Here is an 18,481-nt window from a genome sequence, read left to right on the forward strand (position 1 = left end):
TGGGTTCCTGACGGTCACTGTAAGGGTTCCTTGTTGTCCGTCTTCTAGTGCTGGTGGTTCCGGCGTACCTGATGGTCACCGGGTCGGTTCTTCGACCCGGTGGATAGGTTCGCGGAAGGAGGCCGGCATGGCAACGTCGGGCAAGGATGCTCGGGCGGCGCGGGAGGCGAAGCTTGATGCGCTGCACGAGCGGCTGACGGGTGCGGTCGAGCAGCTGGTCTCGGGTGAGGATTGGGCCCGGGCGTTGGCGTTCGCGGCCCGGTTCCGAGCACGGTCGTTCGCGAACACGATTCTGATCTTCACCCAGCATCAGGAAGCCTACGGGTTGGGTCTGGTGCCGGACCCGGTTCCCTCGCATGTCGCCGGGTATCGGCAGTGGCAGCAGTTGGGTCGCCAGGTCTCCAAGGGGCAGCCGGGGTATCAGATTCTGGCGCCGGTGACGGGACGGTTCGCCTCAGCAACCCCGCAGGATGCTGAGTCGTGGCGACGCCTTGGGAAGGGTGAGAAGCCGCGTGCGGGTGAGACGGTGCGCACGAAGATGGTCGGCGTCCGCCCCGCCTACGTCTGGGACGCCTCCNCGGGCGAGCCGATCCCTGAGCCGCCTGCTCCGCGGTTGTTGGAGGGACAGGCTCCTGCCGGGTTGTGGGAGGGCCTCGCCGCCCAAGTCCAGTCTGCTGGGTTTGAGCTGCGGCTGGTTGCGGATGCGTCGGAGATTTTCGGGGCGAATGGGCTGACCGATTACGCCAGTCGGGTGGTGTCGGTGCGTGCGGACATGGACCCGGCCGCGCAGGTGAAGACCCTGGCCCACGAACTCGGCCACGTCCTGTTGCATGCCCCGGACGCGGGCGAGGCGCGACAGCATCGTGGGATCGGTGAGGTGGAGGCCGAATCGGTCGCGTTGATGGTGGGTGCCGCGCATGGCATGGATACCTCCGGCTACACCGTCCCGTACGTGTCGACGTGGGCAGCCCGAGTGGAGGGCCAGGACCCGGTCGAGGTGGTCAAGACCACCGGGGAACGGGTCCGCAAAACCGCGCTGGGGATTCTGGAGCAGCTCGACACCACCCAGGTCGGCAACGGCACACCTCCCGGCTTGGAACGCGACACCCCCGCTCGCGAACCCGCGACACGGCAGGCCCCGGCTGCGCCGGCGGTGTCGGAGTCGGTTGAGCGGGTGGTGTCGGGGCGTGAGGCGGTGGCGCTATGAGCCTGAACCTCTTCCACCTGGCCCGGCTTCTCGCCCCTCGCCAAGATCGTCTGCTGGGGCGGGTGGCGGGTGATCTTGCTTCGGCGGGTGTGCCGGTGTTTCCGTGCGTGCCCGGGCAGAAGCGCCCTCTCACGGCCCGGGGGTTCCACGACGCCACCACCGACNTCGCCCAGATCACGCAATGGTGGACGCGATGGCCGGACGCGAATCTCGGGCTTCCCACCGGGGCGGTCTCCGGTGTCGTGGTCGTGGATGTCGATGTCCGCGAGCACGTCGATGGCCGGGAAAGCATGCGCCGCGCCCTCAATGCGGGGCGGGCAGGTGTGCCGGTGTTCACGGTGGTCTCCCCCTCGGGTGGTCGACATGGCTACTACCCGGCCACGCCGGATGTTGTGCAACGGTCGTGGCAGGCTGCCCGGGCCGGTGTAGATTTCCGCGGCGATGGCGGCTACATCGTCATCCCACCCTCACACACCGCTGCCGGCTCGTATCGATTGGCGACGGTCCGGCAAGGGGCGGCGGCCGGGATCGACAGTGAGGCGCTGCGGGACTTCCTCGACCCCCGGCCCGCCCTGAAGCCGCGCGCTGCTGATCGCGGCATGGCTCAAAGCGAGCCTGGGGTGGTGGTGTCGCGGCTGGCTGCCTGGGTGGCGGGTTTGGGTGAGGGCGAGCGGAATCGGGGGTTGTTCTGGGCGGCGTGCCGGGCCGCGGAACACGACATCGCACCTGCCACGGCGGTAGATGTGCTGGGCGCAGCTGCCGCTGAGGCGGGGCTGGGGCCGCGGGAGATCGCTGCCACCGTGCGGTCGGCCTACCGCACCACCCACCCGACCGCTTCAACATCTTCCAGGCCTGCTGGACCAGCGTCGGTGTCGCCGGTGCGGGTGCCGGTGGGTGCGGGTCGGGGGCTGGCGTGAGGGCGCGGCGGTGGGCGGTGCGGACGGCGGTGGCGGGGACGGTGTTCATCGCGATCGGGGCATTCTGGCTGTCCTTCACCTCTCTAGCTGATCTCGCGGCCCGTTCGGGCATCGGGGCAGGTCAGGCGTGGGCGTGGCCCTTGATCGTCGACGGCATCATCGTGGTCGCCACCGTCGCCGTCGTCGCACTCGCGGGCCAGAAGGCCGCTTGGTACCCCTGGGCCCTGCTGATCGGCGGCGCCATCGTCTCGGTCACCGCCAACGCCCTGCACGCCATCGTCGCCGCCGACGCCGACGTCCCGGCCCTGCTGGCGGCAGCGATCGCCGCCGTTCCGCCCGTGGTGCTGCTGGCAATCACCCACCTCACCGTCATCCTCACCCACACCACCGATTCACAGCCGGTGATCTGGCGAACCGTCCCCCACCACAATGACGAGCCCATACCCGAGCCACCAACGGGAATCGAGGCAAACCCACCGCCGGCGGCACTCCCGCAGGCCGACGCTAGCGACACCGTCGGCCTTGGCGATGAACGACCGACCGCGCCGGAATCCGGTCCGTCTCCGATGAAGCACGTCGAGGAGAAGCCCGCGCCCGAGGCCTCGACTCCGACTGCCTCTGATGGGGAGACCGTTCGAGGGGTTCCCGAGACGGCTGGGGTGGGTCGGCGGGAGCGGGCTGCCGGGTTGCGGGGGCAGGGGTGGTCGAACAAGCAGATTGCCGCCGAGCTGGGGGTGCATCCGTCCACGGTGGGCCGCTGGCTCACCTCCCCAACAACGAGGAGTTCTGAACCTGACACCAGCCCATCGATGAAGGAGGAATCATGAGCACCCACGAACACGAGCACCACCCGGTGGAGCCGCCGGTCCACGACGACTACGGCCCACCCGATCCCGAAGAACTCGCCCTGACCACCCCCGGCACCCACGCGGAGAACCTCGACCAGGAGACGGTGAGTGAGCGAGGCGATCTTGTCCCGCCCGAGACTCCGCCAGCGGAACTCGACGAACAGCTCACCCCCGACAGCGACGGACCAGACGCGGGCTCCCCGGGGCTGGGTAGGGGTGCGGAGGAGGTGCCTGAGGCGGTCAAGGCCCGCACCGCCCGGACCACCAGCCGTCCTGTGGGTCGGCAGGTGGGGCGGGGTGTGGAGTGGGTGCGTCCGACCGATCTGATGGCCCGACGTGGTGCCACAGTCGCTGGCCGCGGCATCCACTTCCAGACCGCGCTGAGTCAGAAGACCCGCCACGGCATCACGGTGGGTGCACGGCGCGTGGGTGATCGGGCTGGACGGTTGGCGCCGTTGTCGGCCTTCGGCCGGGGCCAGGCCCAGTCGGTGCCGGGGCGGTCCGCGGTGGGGATGAGCTGAGCGTGGTGACCAGCAATGACGACTCTCGCCAGCACCACCACGACACCACTGCCGCCGCTGTCTGGGGTGGGGGTGCGCACCTGCTTGTCAGGAGGCACCACCATGACCCACACCACAACACCAACCACCGGCACCGCTGAGACCGGGAGAACGTCGACAACGCCGTCGACACCGCACCCCGACAGGGCTGACTTCCGCACCAGCGAGGGGCTGCGGGCTCTGTTGGAGCATCTGGCCGAGCACGGATGGCGCAACAATCCCCAAGCCAAAGAGTTGCTGGAGTTCGCGGCGGAGCGGTTCGCACCGTTGGCGCGCAAGCACGGCCTGGATGTGTGGGAGGCCGCGTCGGCGGCGTTTGATGTGATGCGAACGCCTGCGGCAAGGAAGGCCGCAGACCCATGGGCGGTGGTCACGCATGCGGTGCGGATCACCTGCATCNTACGAAGAACGCGCCCAAGGGCTCCTGTGTTCAGTCCACCAAGCCCGCCGCGCCCACATCTCCGCCCACCACGACCCCGAACGGTTCTCCGACCGCGAAACACCCCTGTACGAATACCATCCCGCGTTCCAGCTCACCGACCCCCACCACCACGACCAGCAGGGCGACGTGGATGTGGATGCGAGTGTGCAGGCAGCAGTCGCGGATGCAACCCGGTTGTTCGTGCTGCTGGGCTGGCCAGAAGCCTCCGCTCGGGCAGGCGTGGATCACGTCACCAACGCCCTGGCCCGGATCGGGTCCCGGCGCGGCACCTACGAAGCCTTGCGGCGCGACAAACACGCCCGCGCCCTGCTCGACCTCCCCGCCCCGGCCTGGACGTGTCTGCTGAGGGTTCTGCTGGGACATCCCGAACCTGCCTACGCCACCACGACGGCTGGGCGCGGGATCCTGCTGCGTCTGTTGCTCGGGGAGTCCCTGGCGGACCTGTTGGGTGATGACGCCCTGGTGGCCTCCATCGTTCGTGCCACACCGGGACGGGAACGGGTGCGGTCATGAGTACCCCGGGGCACATCGAGCTGGACCGCGCCGTCGACTCCCTGCATGTGGGCCGACGTCACCGCGCCGACCTGGGCGACATCGACGCGCTGGCGGCCTCGATTGAGCGCGACGGGTTGTTGCAACCGTTGACGGTCAGCCCCGACGGGGTCCTGATCTGCGGGGCACGACGGCTGGCGGCAATCAAGCAGCTCGGCTGGCGCACCGTCAACGTGTGGGTCCGCTCCGGCATCTCCGACCGTCTCGGGCACCTGCTGGCCGAACAAGACGACAACGTCCTACACAAGCCACTCACCTCGCTGGAAGCCGCCGCCCTCTACCGCGAACTGAAATCTCTCATGGCCGAGGATGCTGCGCGTCGCAAGGCCGCGACCCAGTTCCGCAGCGACAACCAGCCCGGAACCGACGGTGTGGGAAATTTTCCCGCACCGTCAACACCCACCGGACGCGCCAGTGAACAAGCGGCCGGAATGATTCCCGGTGGGGCCTCGTACAAGACGCTGGACAAGATCGGCTACCTCGAACACGCCGCCACCGATGAGACGCTGCCCGAACACGTGAGGGCCGCGGCACAGCGGGGGTTGGAGCAGATCGACGCAGGCAGCCCGGTCCATCCGATCTACGAGACCATCCGCAACCACGCCACCAGCCCGGCCGATGAGGCGTTGCATCAGGCCGCAGCCGACGCCCTCGCCCGCATCCAATCCGCCGGCAGACCGAAGCCCACCTCGGTCAAGAAGCCCAAGGACGACGCTGAGGGCGTGCCGGTGCAGTACCCAGTGCGGGCGTTCGTGGTGACGTGGACCGAACTGGATCAGTGGTGGACCCACTACGACCCGGCCGTGCTCGCCGCCGAACTCACCGACGAACAGGTCGCCACGTTCCTGCGCGTGATCGAACACACCATCGCGTTCGCCGACGCCCTCCAAGCCGCCCTCACCAACCCCGACGACACCACCGCCGCCTCCGACCCTGTCGATGAGAGGGATGACGCACCGGCGGGTGGGCGTCCGCAGCTGCGCGCCATCTAGCTTCTGCCTGCTGGTGTTGGGGGTGGGTGGGTGCACCTGCTGGGCATGGACACTTCTGATCGTTCGTCGCGTCGCCGGCTCGTGCTGATCGCTGCCGGCTCGGTCACGACCCTGGTGTGTGGGGTCGGGATCTACGGCCTGGCCACCGGCCCCCACACTCCCACCAGCACCCCGAGCACGTCACCGACCATCACCACCGGCCCGTCACCCTCCTCGACCACCACCGCCACGGCGAGTCCTTCAGCATCCGGGGCGCCGTCGGTGCGACCGGTGGCGCGGGGCGCTGATCCGGAGCAGTTCGCTCGCAATGTCGCGACCACGTTGTTTGCGTGGGACACCACCACTGGGCTGCTACCGCTGGACTACACCTCGGCGATCCTCGCCGTCGGTGACCCCAGCGGCGCCGAACAAGCTGGCCTCGCCACCGACGTCGCCGCCTACCTGCCCTCGCGGACCGCATGGCAGGACCTGCGTGAGTACGGCACCAGTCAGCATCTGACGATCGACCGCGCCTACATCCCCGACCAGTGGGGTGAAGCCGTTGCCCAGGCACCTGAGGGGCAGCTCGCGCCCGGCACGGTCGCCTACACCATCGAGGGCACCCGGCACCGCACCGGAACCTGGAACGACGAACCAGTCACCTCGGCCCACAAGGTGGAGTTCACGGTGTTCGTGGTCTGCGCGCCGACCTACGACACCTGCCACCTACTGCGCCTGTCACAGCTCGACAACCCACTGCGGTGACCTGGCCGTGAAGAAACTCGCCGTCATCGCTGCCATGCTCGTGCTGTTCAGCCCCGCCCTCCTGCTCTTGGGGGTCGGGATGATCTTCAGCCCCGGCGCCAACGCCTCCTGCACCACCAGCACCAGCGGCCCATCGGTGGTGGGGCCCGTACCTGACTCACTCGAGGTGACGACCGCTGACGGGCAGACCTTCACGCTCAACACGACCCAGCTCGCCCACGCTGCCACCATCATCCGGACCGGCTCCCAGATCGAAGGCGTGAATCGTGACGGGCTGCAGATCGCGCTCATGGCCGCGCTCACCGAGTCGAATCTGCGGATGCTGGCCAACACCAGCGTCTACCCCGACTCCGGGGCCTACCCCAACGACGGGGACGCCTCCGACCACGACAGCCTCGGCCTGTTCCAGATGCGACCCCAGGCCGGGTGGGGCACCGTCGCCGACCTCATGGACCCCGTCTACCAAGCGCGCGCGTTCTTCGGCGGACCTACCGGCCCCAACCACCCCTCACCCCGCGGACTGCTCGACATCCCCGGCTGGCAGACCCTGTCGAAAGGCGAAGCCGCGCAAGCCGTCGAAGTGTCGGCCTACCCCGACCGGTATGCGAACTACGAGCCCGTCGCCGAACAGATCCTGACCGCACTCACCACCCCCAGCACCACCAGTCCATCGCTACCGGAGACCGGGCGTGTGGTCTTCCCGTTGCCTGAGGGCACCTGGGTAGCCACCTCGCCGTTTGGGATGCGGGTCCATCCCATCACCGGGGAGAACAAGCTCCACACCGGCGCGGACTACTCCGCCCCCGACGGCACCCCCATCCTCGCCGCCGCCGACNTCGTCACCCACGCCTCGATGTCAGGCGGGTACGGCGGGCTGATCATCATCGAACACACCATCGGCGGGCAGAAGATCGCCACCGCCTACGCCCACCTGTGGGAAACCGGCTTTCACGTCAACGTCGGCGACCACGTCACCGCCGGACAACACATCGGCGATGTCGGCTCGGCCGGCTACTCCACCGGCGCACACCTGCACTTCGAACTCCGCCAAGGCGGCAGCGACAGCGAGTTCACCGACCCCCAGCCCTGGCTCGACCAACACACCACCGGCAACCTTCCAGCCCCCACCACGCCGGTCGAGCAGGAAGGCTGCAACCCGGCCGCGACCCAGCCCGCGCCACCCCAAGGACCCGATGCCGGAGACCCGGACCGAAAGGTCGATGACCCCACCACCGACGGGCAGATCACCGCCCGCATGCTCCACGTCTACAACCAAGCCCTCGCCGCCTACCCCGACACCTCCTGGGCCTGCTACTCACCCCGCCCCGGCACCAAATCCGAACACCCCCTCGGACGAGCCTGCGATGTCACCTTCGGCAACGCCATCGGCACCCGCCCCACACCCCAGCAACTCGAATCCGGATGGGCGCTGACGAACTGGCTCAAAGACAACGCCGAAACCCTCGGCGTCGAGTACCTCATCTGGCAAGGCCAAATCTGGTCCCTCGCCCGCGACGCCGAAGGCTGGCGCCCCTACAACGGCGGCGGCATGCACGACCCCAACGACGTCACCGGCGGCCACTACGACCACGTCCACATCACCGTCAAAGAAGGCAGCTGATACCCGTGAACATCTACCCCGACTTCGGCGCCTTCGGCGACAACACCACCCTCCAAACGGTGATCGGTGCCCTCTTGACGTTCGTCCTCGTCACCGCCGTCCTCACCATGCTCATCTCCGGCATCACCTGGGCCATCGCCACAGCGAACGGCAACCACACCACCGCCACCAAAGCCCGCACCGGACTCCTCGTCGCCCTCGGCACAGCCACCCTCGCCGGCGCCGGCATCACCTGGCTCAACTGGCTCATCAACCTCGGCGACCAGCTCTAGCGTTCGCGATTCTCGTGCACTCAGTGACATTGAACGTGGATCACGCAGCTATCAGGCGTGCGAACGAAGATGCGGCGCCCCGTGTGGGGCGAACTCTGCCTGACTAAGACGTACCTCCCCCTGAAGCTCGGCTGTCTTGCTCCGAGTTCACGCCAATTGGGCTCGGCCATGGCCGAGGCGCTACGACTCGACTTGGTCGATGTCGCACTGGTCCAGAAGTCGAGCCAGGAAGCTGTAGGCGGCGAGACGTTCCATCGCCTCTTGCTCACTGAGCTCATCCCGGGTGTGGGTAGTGACATTGCGAACGGTGAGGTTTAGTCCTGTGGCGAGGCCGTTGAGGGACTTGACAAGTGGTTCGAGCCCGCCGCGCATGCTCTTGGATGTCTTGTCTTCTGCGTTGCCTGGCCACCGCAGTTTGGGACGGCCAGCTTCCGCTGGGCCACTGGACAGGGTCTGCTGCCAGAAAGGCGTGTCATCGACGTCGTTTCGTCCCAAGCGGTCCTTCCAATGAACGGTGAGTGCTTCAGCAGCTTCGCGCACCGCCACTCGATACTGATGGGCTGTCCAATGTGCCGCAGCGCCGGCCCACACGACAGGATGCATGAGGGCGGGTGAGAACGAGGGCAGCTCATCAATCGCGCCCGCCTCTGCGTCCGCCATCATGGCTCGGAGCCGACCGCGAACCGTCGCAGCGGTGGTCCGCACATCCTGGGGACTCAACAGCGCTTTGGGATTCCGCATCATCGCCCAGTTCGCGATGGGATCCACTGGTCCTACGCCTTGAACCATGATGTAGCAGCCCGTCACGCCCACCGCCGTCGAGGCTGGTCCCGCCGCTTCAGCAACAGCCAACTCCAGGCGCCGGAGCTCGACTTCATCGACCCCGTCCTTAGTCCACACGGTGGGGAAGAGGCCACGAGCTGTCATGTGATCAGACTCAACTTGCGTGGCTATCCACGCTTCAAACGTTGCCTCAAAGGTCTCAACAGCCGTCTTCAGCCTCGCAAGGTAATCCGCGCCGTAATTCGCCACGATTCATTGTCCCCCATCAAACACGTCACGAGGCAGCAATCCCTGCACCATTCCCAGCCTCCGTCGCGGAACTACGGCGCGTTGACGGACCCATGCGCGCACCTGACAGGCAGACCTCTCCTGGTTGCCTGCTTTCCCGGTCACATCCCGGTGGGCAGACCCGTTTCGTCCTTCTGTCTGTGAGGAGCTTGCTGTGTTTGATCTGATGAGCTGTGTTGTGCCGAATCTGTCGTCTCTGCCGGTGATGCTGCCGATGGAGGTGGACATCACGCCGAACGATGATGGGCTGCCGGGGATCGCGCAGCTGCGCAACATCGTGGGCGCGGTGATGACGATCGGGCTGATCCTGTCGGTGCTGGCGCTGATCATCTCCGCGATCGTGTGGGGCTTCGGCGCGAACTCGTCCAACCCGCACCTGGCCGGCCGCGGCAAGGTCGGTGTCCTGGTCTCGTGCGGGGCGGCGATCATCTGCGGTGCCGCGGTCACGNCTTCTTCTGGAACGTCGGCCAGTCCGTCTAACCCCTACCCAACCGTTCCAACCCGCGTGTGTGAGGAGTGATTGCGGTGGGGATCTGTGATCTGCCCGTCATCTCAGGTGTCTGCGAAACCGCTGGTGAGGCCGCCGCCTCGCTGGTGTCGGCCCCGTTCGACTGGCTCGCCCAAGCCATGGGCTCGGCCGCGGGCTGGTTGTTCGAGGCCGTGTGGAACGTCTTCGACGCCACCACCCTGGTCGACATCACCAGTGACGGATACCTGTCGGTGTACAACCTGCTGTNCATCGCGGTGTTCGTGATGCTGCTGTTCTTCTGCCTCCAACTCATCACCGGCCTCATCAGGCGTGACCCCACCGCCCTGACCCGAGCCGCCCTCGGCCTCGCCAAGAGCGTGTTGGGGTCGTTTGTGGTGATCACCCTGACCGGGCTGCTGTTGGAGGTGGTCGACCAGCTGTGTGTCGGGATCGTCCAAGCCGCCGGGGAGACCACCGAATCGATGGGCGAGAAGATCACGATCCTTGCCGGCGGACTGACCGCGATCAACATCGCCGCCCCCGGGGTGGGGGCGATCATCACGATCTTCCTCGCCGGGCTCGCGATCACCTCCGCGGCGATCGTGTGGCTCTCACTGCTGGTGCGCAAGGCGCTGCTGCTGGTCGCGATCGTGTTCGCACCCCTGGCTCTGTCGGGCTCGTCGTGGGACGCCACGAGGGGGTGGATCAGCAAGTGGGCGATGTTCGTGGTCGCGCTGATCTGTTCCAAGCTCGTGCTGGTCGTGATGTTCCTGGTCGCGATCACCCAGGTCGCCGCCCCGATCGATGGGGACTTGTCCTCGATCAGTGACCCGCTGGCCGGGGTGGTGCTGATGGCGATGGCCGCGTTCGCCCCGTACCTGACCTACCGGTTCATCAGCTTCGTCGGCTTCGACATGTACCACGCGATCGGCGCCGAACAAGACGCCAAGAACTCCCTCAACCGCCCCATCCCCCTCCCCGACCGTCAGCCAGGTAACCCCCAGCAGGTCCTCGACGGCAACAACAGCAGCAGCGGTGACAGCAACGGTGGTGGTGGGAAGCAGCCGGCGAAACCGAGTGCCCCGAACCCCTCGGCCTCCCAGGGCAGTGCCGAAGCTGGTGCTGGAACTGGCGGAGCAGCTGGATCCGGGGCTTCCGGGTCGGGTGCGGCATCGGGTGGGTCTGCTGCCGCTGCGGGTCCTGCTGCGGCTGCGGTGGTCGGGGTGCAGGTGGCCAAGGACGCTGCCACCGCGGGCCCGAAAGCCGGCGCCGAGGTGGGTCAGCAGGCCGAGACCGCTGCCGACGCCGCCGACCACACCCCCGCCAACAACGAAGGCGGAGGCAATGGCGGGAATACTCCGCCGGCGCCTGTACCCGGTGAGACGCCGCCACAGCAGGGCACACCACCTGCCAGCGGGGAGCCCACCCCGCCCAGCACCCCAAGCTCACAGCCACCGGGGTCGTCTTCACCGGGTGCGGGTGAGCAGGTGGCACCGTCCGCGCCGGTGCCGAACCCGCCGCCCGCCGACAATCCGCCACCGCCGTCGAGTGCTGGGAAGGAGCCGCAGTCATGAGCCGCCGCAACAAGAACAACAGCCACGACCCGGATGCGACCGGTTCGGAGCTGGTGCCGGTGAAGTTCTCCCGGCTCACCCGCCGCGGCATCCTGCTTGGCCTGTCCGCGGCCCAGCTCGTCACCGTCGGGATCGCGATCGCCACCATCATCACCGCCCTGTATGCCGGGGGCGGGACGTGGCTGGCCTACACCGCCCCCATCTGGGCCACCGCCGTCCTCCTCACCTGGGTCCCTGTCGCTGGACGCCCGGTCATCGAGTGGGTGCCCGTGGCCGGCTGGTGGGTCTACCGCACCACCATCGGCCAACTCCTCTACCGGCGTCGCATCGTCACCCCACGCCCCGCCGGAACCCTCGCCCTGCCCGGCGACCAAGCCCGGCTGCGCGAGTACGAGGATCCGACCACGGGGGCGGGCATGATCCACGACNCCACCAGAACACGCTCACGGTGGTGTGCGAGATCACCCACCCCGCGTTCGTGCTCCTCGACCCCGCCGAACAAGAACGCCGCGTCACCGCCTGGGGCCGCGTCCTCGCCACCGTCTGCCGCTCCGGCCGGATCGCCACCCTGCAGATCCTGGAACGCACCCTGCCCGACTCCGGCACCGGACTGGCCGAATGGTGGACCACCCACGGCCAGCCCGATGACACCAGCTGGGCTGCCACCACCTACGCCGAACTCATCGACCGCGCCGGACCCGCCGGCGAACGCCACGCCACCACCCTCTCCCTATCCCTCGACATGAGAAACGCGGCAAGGCAGATCCGCACCGCCGGCGGCGGTATCCGCGGCGCCGCCGCCGTCCTGCGCCAAGAGATGAACACCCTCACCGCCGCGCTCCGCTCAGCCGACCTCACCCCATCCGGGTGGCTCACCCCCGGCCAGATCGCTGTCATCCTGCGCTCGGCCTACGACCCCGCCATCGCCGCCACCCTGGAACGCCACGGCCAGATCGGCCACGACCTCGCCACCGCCGGACCGGTCGCAGTCAACGAAACCTGGAGTCGTATCCGCACCGACTCCGCCCACCACGCCGTGCTGTGGATCAGCGAATGGCCCCGCTCCATGGTCTACCCAGGCTTCCTCTCACCCATCCTGCTATCCAGCGGAATCCAACGGTCGTTCTCCCTCATCTGCACCCCCATGCGCTCCGACCAAGCCGCCCGCGACATCCGCAAGAAGAAAGTCGAGCACATCTCCGACCAAGCCCAACGCGCCAAAATCGGACAGATCGAAGACGCCTCCCAGACCGCCGAATACCACGACGTCCTCCAGCAAGAAGCCGACCTCACCGCCGGCCACGGCATCCTGCGCTACACCGGCCTGATCACCATCACCGCCACCACGATCGAAGACCTCGACGCCCACGTCGCCGCCCTCGAACAAGCCGCCATCCAAGCCAACTGCGAAACCCGACTCCTCGCCGGACAACAAGCCCAAGCCTTCACCGCCGCAGCCCTACCACTCTGCCGCCAAGTCTGAGCGCGATCTTAGGTGGGCCAGGTCCATTGCTGTTTGAACATGTCATAGAACTGTTGAAGGTAGTTCTGTGATCGGATGACGATCCCTTGCTTCAACAGGGGCACGACGCAGTAGTCCCATACGGCTTTGTGCGCGTATGGGTCGGGGCAAAAGAGGATGGCCAGGATTCGCAGCCGCAAGATGATCGGGTCCAGCGCGCCGTGGGTCGCTTCGGTTGCTCCGGTCATCAGGGCCGTAACCAGGTCCTTGACGGCCTTTTCCAGGATCGCGTCATGCAGCCCTGCCGCAACATCGTTGTCTGCTCTGGAGACCGTCTTTCGTGTCTTCTTCTGCTGACACGGTGCGTTCCCTTTTGACCCCGCACGCTGGGCGTGAACCGCTTCCCACGTTCGTGCCCCCAGCAGGTCGACGGTGAACTGTGAGACACGGCTGGGGAACTTGTCGATCTCATCAAGCGCCTCAGTGAACACTTGCACCAGGGCAGCGAGCACGTCGCACCAGAAATGATCCGCAAGTCGCGGGTGGGTACCCGGATGCTGCTTGAGAACCTGTTCGCAGGTATCGCCCACCTGCCGCGCCATCCATTCAATCTTCTCGCGCTCGCTGGGGTTGGCAACCAGCCAGTCGACAATATCGACTGAGCGACTGGAGTCAAAGAACGCGGTTGCATCATCGCGTCGCGGCGTCTTGCGGGATGACCGGTGCGTCTTCTCCTGCTTCTTCACCTTCGTACTCGCACGGTTGCGCTGAGTGGTGGCCGTTCCAACCTGCTTGTTTTGCGCAGGGGTCCGTTGTGGGGCTGGAACTGTCAAGGCGGCAGCCCAGGCAAGCCTGGCAAGAGCTCCGTGGTTCCCACCACCGCAACCACACTCGCAGCCAGGACTCACTGCGTGCTGGCATGAACTTCCCGTGCACGTCAACATCTCGAGGTCCTCTCGAAGAACATCGTTGTCCAACTCCAGCGTAAAGCACCGAGGACTCACTGATCCTCAGCAAAGTCTCGCGGTGCTCCGCGCACCTCCCTCGTAGGCAATCCGCCGCTGCGTAGAGAGGACTGTTGGGATGGCGACGTTTGTTGATCCGATTGCGGATGCTGCTGAGGCCTATGAGGGGTTGCGTGGGTTGGCGCACGCGACTCGAACCTTCGAGGATCCGGCTGACACGTACCGAGTGTTGGGCGAAGTGTCGGGGTCGGTGCGGCTGTTGCGGCAGGTCCTGGACCAGCTGTCTCGCGCTCATGCTGACCACCGCGATATCGCGTTCACCGACGACCGCGCGCCGGCGGAGGCGGTGGCGTTGGCGGCGGCGGATGAGTTGCATCAGGCCGCCGACGGGCTGGATGAGGTCGCTGACCGGGTGATGCGCGCGCACGAAGCCTCCGGTCGGATCGCCTGGCACACCCACACCAACCCCGAGCCCGAGCCTTCACAGCGGTGGGTGAATGTGGTGTTCCTCCAGGGCCCCGAGGCCGATGAGGTGCTGGAGCTGATTGATGTGGAGGGGGTGCAGGCGGGGATCGCGCATCTGGCGCAGTGGGACTTCGGCGACGAAACCACCGCGGCGGCGTTCGTGAACGGTGAGGTGTACGAAGAGCTGCCGGGCGGGCAGTGGGATCGCAGCTTCGAGGCCGACGGGTATGTGCTGACCTACAACCCGCAGATGGGGTATGTCGGGCTGGTCCGCGAACACCCCGACACCGTCCCTGACCCCAGTTACGACGAGGACGTGGTGGCGGCACGGGACGCTCTCAGTGGGGTCACGTCCGAGTCTCCGCGTCGAGCAGCTGACGGTACGGACTGGTTCGCACCCAAGGTGGGTGGCGGCGCAGCGTCGTCTTCGGTGGGGCGGTCGCTGTGAGTGGCGAGAAGGAACGGCTGCACGCTGCGGTGTTGGTGTCCCCAGCTGCGGAGCGGCGGAAAGCTCGTAAGGCTCGTCGTCAGGCTGCGGCCCGGCTGCAGGCTGAGCGGGCCAGGGTCGAGCGTGAGGCGGCGAAGGCGAAAGCGCTGGCGGAACGGGAGGAGCGGAAGGCGACGACGTTTCTGCCGGCGGCGGGCGAGGCGGGGCCGGCGGCGTTGCGGTCTCCGGGCCGGTTGCGGTTGCCGCGGCATCAGGACACCTCGGCCACGTTGGCTGGGGCGTATCCGTTCATGGCCGAAGGTGGCCTGGGGTCGGATGGGGTGTTCGTCGGGCAGGACCTGTATTCGGGTGGCAGTTTCGTCTACGACCCGTGGGTCCTCTACGCCCGCGGGATCATCACCGCCCCGAACCTAGTGCTTGCGGGGATCGTCGGGTCGGGCAAATCGTCGTTGGCGAAGTCGCTGTATACGCGGTCGTTGCCGTTCGGACGCCGCGTCTACGTCCCCGGCGACCCCAAGGGCGAACACACCGCGGTCGCCGAAGCGGTGGGTGGGAAGGCGATCGTGCTCGGCCACGGCCTCCACACTCGCCTGAATCCCCTGGATGAGGGACACCGTCCCGGTGGGCTCACCGACCAGGAGTGGGCGAGCACCGTCGCGTCCCGGCGCCGTGACCTGATCGGAGCCTTGGCCGAAACAGTGCTGGCGCGGGGGCTCACGCCGTTGGAACACACCGCGATCGACCTCGCCCTCACCGCCACGGTTGCAGAAAACGAGGTACCGATCCTGCCCATGGTCGTCGACCACATCCTCACCCCCAGCCACGACCCCGACGGACGCCTGGCCGAGGACGGACGCCTGGTCGGCCACGCGCTGCGACGTCTGGTGGCCGGTGACCTCGCCGGCCTGTTCGACGGCCCCTCCACCGTCGCGTTCGACCCGGATCTGCCGATGATCAGCCTGGACCTGTCCCGGGTGACCGAGAACTCCACCCTCATCAGCGTGCTGATGACCTGCAGCTCGGCATGGATGGAATCCGCGCTGCTGGACCCCAACGGTGGGCAGCGGTGGGTGATCTACGACGAGGCCTGGCGACTGATGTCCCACCCGGCGTTGTTGAAGCGGATGGATGCGCATTGGCGTCTGGCCCGGCATTACGGGATCGCGAACATGCTGATCTTCCACAAACTCTCCGACCTCGACAACGTCGGCGACGAAGGCTCCGCCATGCGCTCGCTGGCCAACAGTCTGCTGGCGAATGCGGAGACACGGATCGTCTACCGCCAAGAATCCGACCAGCTCGGCCCCACCGCCACCGCCCTCAGCCTGACCGGCACCGAACAAGCCCTGCTACCGAACCTCGGGGTGGGCCAGGGACTGTGGCGGATCAAGAACCGCTCGTTCGTGATCCAACACCAACTCCACCCCGGCGAGCTGGAGCTGTTCGACACCAGCAGCCGCCTCACCGCAGGAGTCAACTAATGTCCAAACTTCCCACCCTGAGACACCGCCGCAACAGCGCGAGCGAGACGGTGCCGGTGGTGCTGCGGCACGTGGTCATCACCGTCGACATCACCGGCACCCTGACCGTGACCGTCGACCAACAGCCGCATCTTCCTCCCGCCGGTGAGGTGTGGGGTCGTGGTGACCTCGCGGCCATCCTTGATGACCTCACCGAGCAGCGCCGTATTCCCGTGCGGGTGGATGTCTATGAGTCCGACGGCAGTCACTTCACCGACATCATCCACGCCCACCGACCACGCCGAACCCCCGAACCCGAGCCAGACATCCCAGCCACTGCCGATGAAGAAGCTGCCACGGACACTCCAGCACCCCCGACAGATGATCCGGGCCGGTTGGTGGGGTTCCTGCCCGGTGAGACGGTGCTCCTCGCCCAGATCACCGAGGAAGTCGCGGCGGATGAGAACGGCACCATCACCCCACCCGACACAACCGTGACGCCGGTGGTGGTGGTCGGGCGGGCCTCCGGGACCCTGATCGTGCAGGAGACGCGATGAGTACCTCGCAGCGGCAGAGTGGGTCGATGGGTGAGGAACTGACCAACGCCGCCCTCATCGGCCTCATCGCCCTGTTCCTCCTCACCCTCGTGCTCCGCGCGGCCGGGTCGGTCGCCGCGTTCCTCACCGGAGCACCCCAGCCCACAGCGAGCTGGGCCGCCGGTGCCGGGGTGTTGTTCAACCCCGGTAACCCCGCAGTCGCATTGGGGGCGCCTGGTCTCAGCCCCGTCGCCTATTGGGTCACCACCATCGTCGCTCTGGGCGGGCTGGTCGCACTCGCGGACTGGGGATGGGTCGCCTGGCGGCGCCGTTCCCATGCTCAGGAGGTGGATCCGCATCGGTTGGCGGGCACGGCGACGCGGCACGAGGTCGCCCAGGTCGCCTCAGAGAAGGCGCTGCTGAAACGGGCCTCGACGTTGCGGCCGTCGCTGAAGGACCCGAAGCCGGGTGAGGTGGGGTATCGGCTCGGGACGTCGAAGGGGCAGGGGGTGTGGGCGAGTGTGGAGGACTCGATCCTGCTGATCGGCCCGCCCCGCTCCGGCAAGGGCCTGNATCATCATCCCCGCCATCCTCGACGCCCCCGGCCCCGTAGTCACCACCAGCACGCGCCCCGACAATCTCACCGCCACCCTGCGCGCCCGGCAACGTCGCGGCCCGGTGGCGGTGTTCGATCCCCAGCACCTGGCCGAAGGACTCCCGGCGGGGATGCGCTGGTNACCCGTCCGGGGCTGTGAGGACCCGTTGACGGCGATGATCCGTGCGACCGGGCTGGCTTCTGCCACCGGGTTGTCGGCTGGTGGGGTGGAGTCGGGTGGGTTCTGGGAAGGCAAGACCCGCACGGCCCTCCAATCCCTCCTCCACGCCGCCGCGTTGGACTCTCGAAAGCCGGCGGACTTGTTCCGGTGGACCCTCGACCCCGCCGCCGCAGCCGAAGCCGTCGCGATCCTCACCAACNCACCCCGATGCTGCCGCCGGATGGGCCGACTCGCTCGGGGCGATGATCGACGCCGACCCCAAAACCCGCGACTCCATCTGGCAAGGCGTCGCCCTCGCCCTCGGAGCCCTCGCCGACCCCCGCGTCCTCGACGCAGTCACACCCCGCGACGACGAGACCCCCTTCGACCCCGAGACCTTCCTGCGAGAGTCCGGGACCCTCTACCTGCTCGCCACGGGTGCTGGTGCCGGGGCATCGGCCGCTCTGGTGGCGGCGTTCATCGAAGACCTCATCGAAAGCGCCCGGCGTCTCGCCGCCCGCTCACCCGGCGCACGCCTCGACCCACCCCTGCTGCTGGCCCTGGATGAGATCGGGAACCTCGCTCCGCTGCCGTCCCTGCCGACGTTGATGGCCGAAGGTGGCGGCACCGGGATCACCACACTGCCCGTCCTGCAATCGCTCGCTCAGGCGCGCGACAAGTGGTCCGATCACCAAGCCGGAGCGATCTGGGACGCCGCCATCGTCAAACTCATCCTCGGTGGCGCCTCGAACAGTCGCGACCTCCAAGACCTCACCACGCTCATCGGCGAACGCGACGAATACACCGACTCCGTCACCCTCGGTGACCACGGCACCAGGTCGAACCAGCGCTCCGTGCGGCGGGTGCCGATCCTGCCACCCGACCGCATCCGCACCCTCCCCTTCGGCACCGGCGTCACCCTGCTCCGCTCCGCGCCACCGATCATCACCGACCTGACCGCCTGGCCCACCCGCCCCGACGCCGCCACCCTCAAACACGACCGCCGCGAACTGGAACAGCTCCTGCAGAACCCCCGTGCATGACCGGGGTTGCGGGGTGCACCTGACCGGTACCAGCAGCCCACACCACCAGCGGGCTGCAGTCCACGAGTTGAGAGGTAC

Annotated in this window: 15 protein-coding genes and 3 pseudogenes; 16 read left to right on the forward strand and 2 right to left on the reverse strand. The window is 67.5% G+C overall.

What is annotated here, in order from left to right; translation table 11 throughout:
* Positions 1 to 127 precede the first annotated feature (127 nt).
* The 9 genes from ID132_RS09110 (at position 128) to ID132_RS09150 (ending at position 8,155) form a co-directional block, all read left to right on the forward strand.
* Positions 128 to 1,207: an ArdC-like ssDNA-binding domain-containing protein gene (locus tag ID132_RS09110; RefSeq protein WP_193128412.1), complete on the forward strand. Its 1,080-nt coding sequence runs from the start codon at positions 128 to 130 to the stop codon at positions 1,205 to 1,207.
* Positions 1,204 to 2,124, forward strand: coding sequence for a bifunctional DNA primase/polymerase (locus ID132_RS09115; protein ID WP_193128413.1), 921 nt, complete (start codon positions 1,204 to 1,206; stop codon positions 2,122 to 2,124). The genes ID132_RS09110 and ID132_RS09115 overlap by 4 nt, the downstream gene beginning before the upstream one ends.
* A gap of 17 nt (positions 2,125 to 2,141) precedes the next feature.
* The gene (locus tag ID132_RS09120; RefSeq protein ID WP_193128414.1) at positions 2,142 to 2,951 is read left to right on the forward strand and encodes a DUF2637 domain-containing protein; all 810 of its coding nucleotides are present in this window, start codon (positions 2,142 to 2,144) and stop codon (positions 2,949 to 2,951) included.
* Complete coding sequence (locus tag ID132_RS09125; RefSeq protein ID WP_193128415.1) at positions 2,948 to 3,493, forward strand: hypothetical protein; 546 nt, start codon at positions 2,948 to 2,950, stop codon at positions 3,491 to 3,493. The genes ID132_RS09120 and ID132_RS09125 overlap by 4 nt, the downstream gene beginning before the upstream one ends.
* A 625-nt stretch (positions 3,494 to 4,118) precedes the next feature.
* Positions 4,119 to 4,487 (forward strand): hypothetical protein, encoded by a 369-nt coding sequence (locus ID132_RS15580; RefSeq protein ID WP_459562468.1) that lies wholly within the window; start codon positions 4,119 to 4,121, stop codon positions 4,485 to 4,487.
* Positions 4,484 to 5,518 (forward strand): ParB N-terminal domain-containing protein, encoded by a 1,035-nt coding sequence (locus ID132_RS09135; RefSeq protein ID WP_193128416.1) that lies wholly within the window; start codon positions 4,484 to 4,486, stop codon positions 5,516 to 5,518. The genes ID132_RS15580 and ID132_RS09135 overlap by 4 nt, the downstream gene beginning before the upstream one ends.
* Before the next feature lie 45 nt (positions 5,519 to 5,563).
* Positions 5,564 to 6,262 (forward strand): hypothetical protein, encoded by a 699-nt coding sequence (locus ID132_RS09140; protein WP_193128417.1) that lies wholly within the window; start codon positions 5,564 to 5,566, stop codon positions 6,260 to 6,262.
* Positions 6,263 to 6,296: 34 nt separating this feature from the next.
* Positions 6,297 to 7,883 carry a M23 family metallopeptidase gene (locus ID132_RS09145; RefSeq protein ID WP_193128457.1) on the forward strand — a complete coding sequence of 529 codons (1,587 nt, stop codon included), beginning with the start codon at positions 6,297 to 6,299 and terminating at the stop codon, positions 7,881 to 7,883.
* A gap of 5 nt (positions 7,884 to 7,888) precedes the next feature.
* Positions 7,889 to 8,155 carry a DUF6112 family protein gene (locus ID132_RS09150; protein WP_193128418.1) on the forward strand — a complete coding sequence of 89 codons (267 nt, stop codon included), beginning with the start codon at positions 7,889 to 7,891 and terminating at the stop codon, positions 8,153 to 8,155.
* Positions 8,156 to 8,335: 180 nt separating this feature from the next.
* On the opposite strand, the gene ID132_RS09155 is transcribed toward ID132_RS09150, so the two are convergent.
* Positions 8,336 to 9,187 carry a TIGR02391 family protein gene (locus ID132_RS09155; RefSeq protein WP_193128419.1) on the reverse strand — a complete coding sequence of 284 codons (852 nt, stop codon included), beginning with the start codon at positions 9,185 to 9,187 and terminating at the stop codon, positions 8,336 to 8,338.
* A gap of 205 nt (positions 9,188 to 9,392) precedes the next feature.
* Here ID132_RS09155 and ID132_RS09160 point away from each other — a divergent pair.
* From ID132_RS09160 to ID132_RS09170, 3 genes and pseudogenes are all read left to right on the forward strand, one after another.
* A pseudogene (locus ID132_RS09160) lies at positions 9,393 to 9,706 on the forward strand (DUF6112 family protein).
* Between the two features lie 45 nt (positions 9,707 to 9,751).
* Complete coding sequence (locus ID132_RS09165; RefSeq protein ID WP_193128420.1) at positions 9,752 to 11,269, forward strand: TrbL/VirB6 family protein; 1,518 nt, start codon at positions 9,752 to 9,754, stop codon at positions 11,267 to 11,269.
* A pseudogene (locus tag ID132_RS09170) lies at positions 11,266 to 12,752 on the forward strand (SCO6880 family protein). The gene ID132_RS09165 and the pseudogene ID132_RS09170 overlap by 4 nt, the downstream one beginning before the upstream one ends.
* A gap of 8 nt (positions 12,753 to 12,760) precedes the next feature.
* Here the strand turns inward: ID132_RS09170 and ID132_RS09175 are convergent.
* Entirely contained in the window at positions 12,761 to 13,477 is a 717-nt protein-coding gene (locus ID132_RS09175) for a hypothetical protein (protein ID WP_193128421.1), read from the reverse strand.
* A gap of 337 nt (positions 13,478 to 13,814) precedes the next feature.
* Between ID132_RS09175 and ID132_RS09180 the strand changes: the two genes are divergently transcribed.
* The 4 genes and pseudogenes from ID132_RS09180 to ID132_RS09195 all read left to right on the forward strand — a co-directional run bounded on the left by ID132_RS09180 (position 13,815) and on the right by ID132_RS09195 (position 18,403).
* Positions 13,815 to 14,609, forward strand: a complete 795-nt coding sequence (locus ID132_RS09180; RefSeq protein ID WP_193128422.1) for a hypothetical protein — start codon at positions 13,815 to 13,817, stop codon at positions 14,607 to 14,609.
* Entirely contained in the window at positions 14,606 to 16,090 is a 1,485-nt protein-coding gene (locus ID132_RS09185; RefSeq protein WP_193128423.1) for an ATP-binding protein, read from the forward strand. Before ID132_RS09180 ends, ID132_RS09185 begins: the two co-directional genes overlap by 4 nt.
* Positions 16,090 to 16,626 (forward strand): hypothetical protein, encoded by a 537-nt coding sequence (locus ID132_RS09190; RefSeq protein ID WP_193128424.1) that lies wholly within the window; start codon positions 16,090 to 16,092, stop codon positions 16,624 to 16,626. The genes ID132_RS09185 and ID132_RS09190 overlap by 1 nt, the downstream gene beginning before the upstream one ends.
* Positions 16,623 to 18,403: pseudogene (locus ID132_RS09195) on the forward strand (type IV secretory system conjugative DNA transfer family protein). The gene ID132_RS09190 and the pseudogene ID132_RS09195 overlap by 4 nt, the downstream one beginning before the upstream one ends.
* The last annotated feature ends 78 nt before the right edge of the window (positions 18,404 to 18,481 follow it).

It is taken from the genome of Gulosibacter sediminis, from assembly GCF_014904065.1.
Taxonomy (GTDB): domain Bacteria; phylum Actinomycetota; class Actinomycetes; order Actinomycetales; family Microbacteriaceae; genus Gulosibacter; species Gulosibacter sediminis.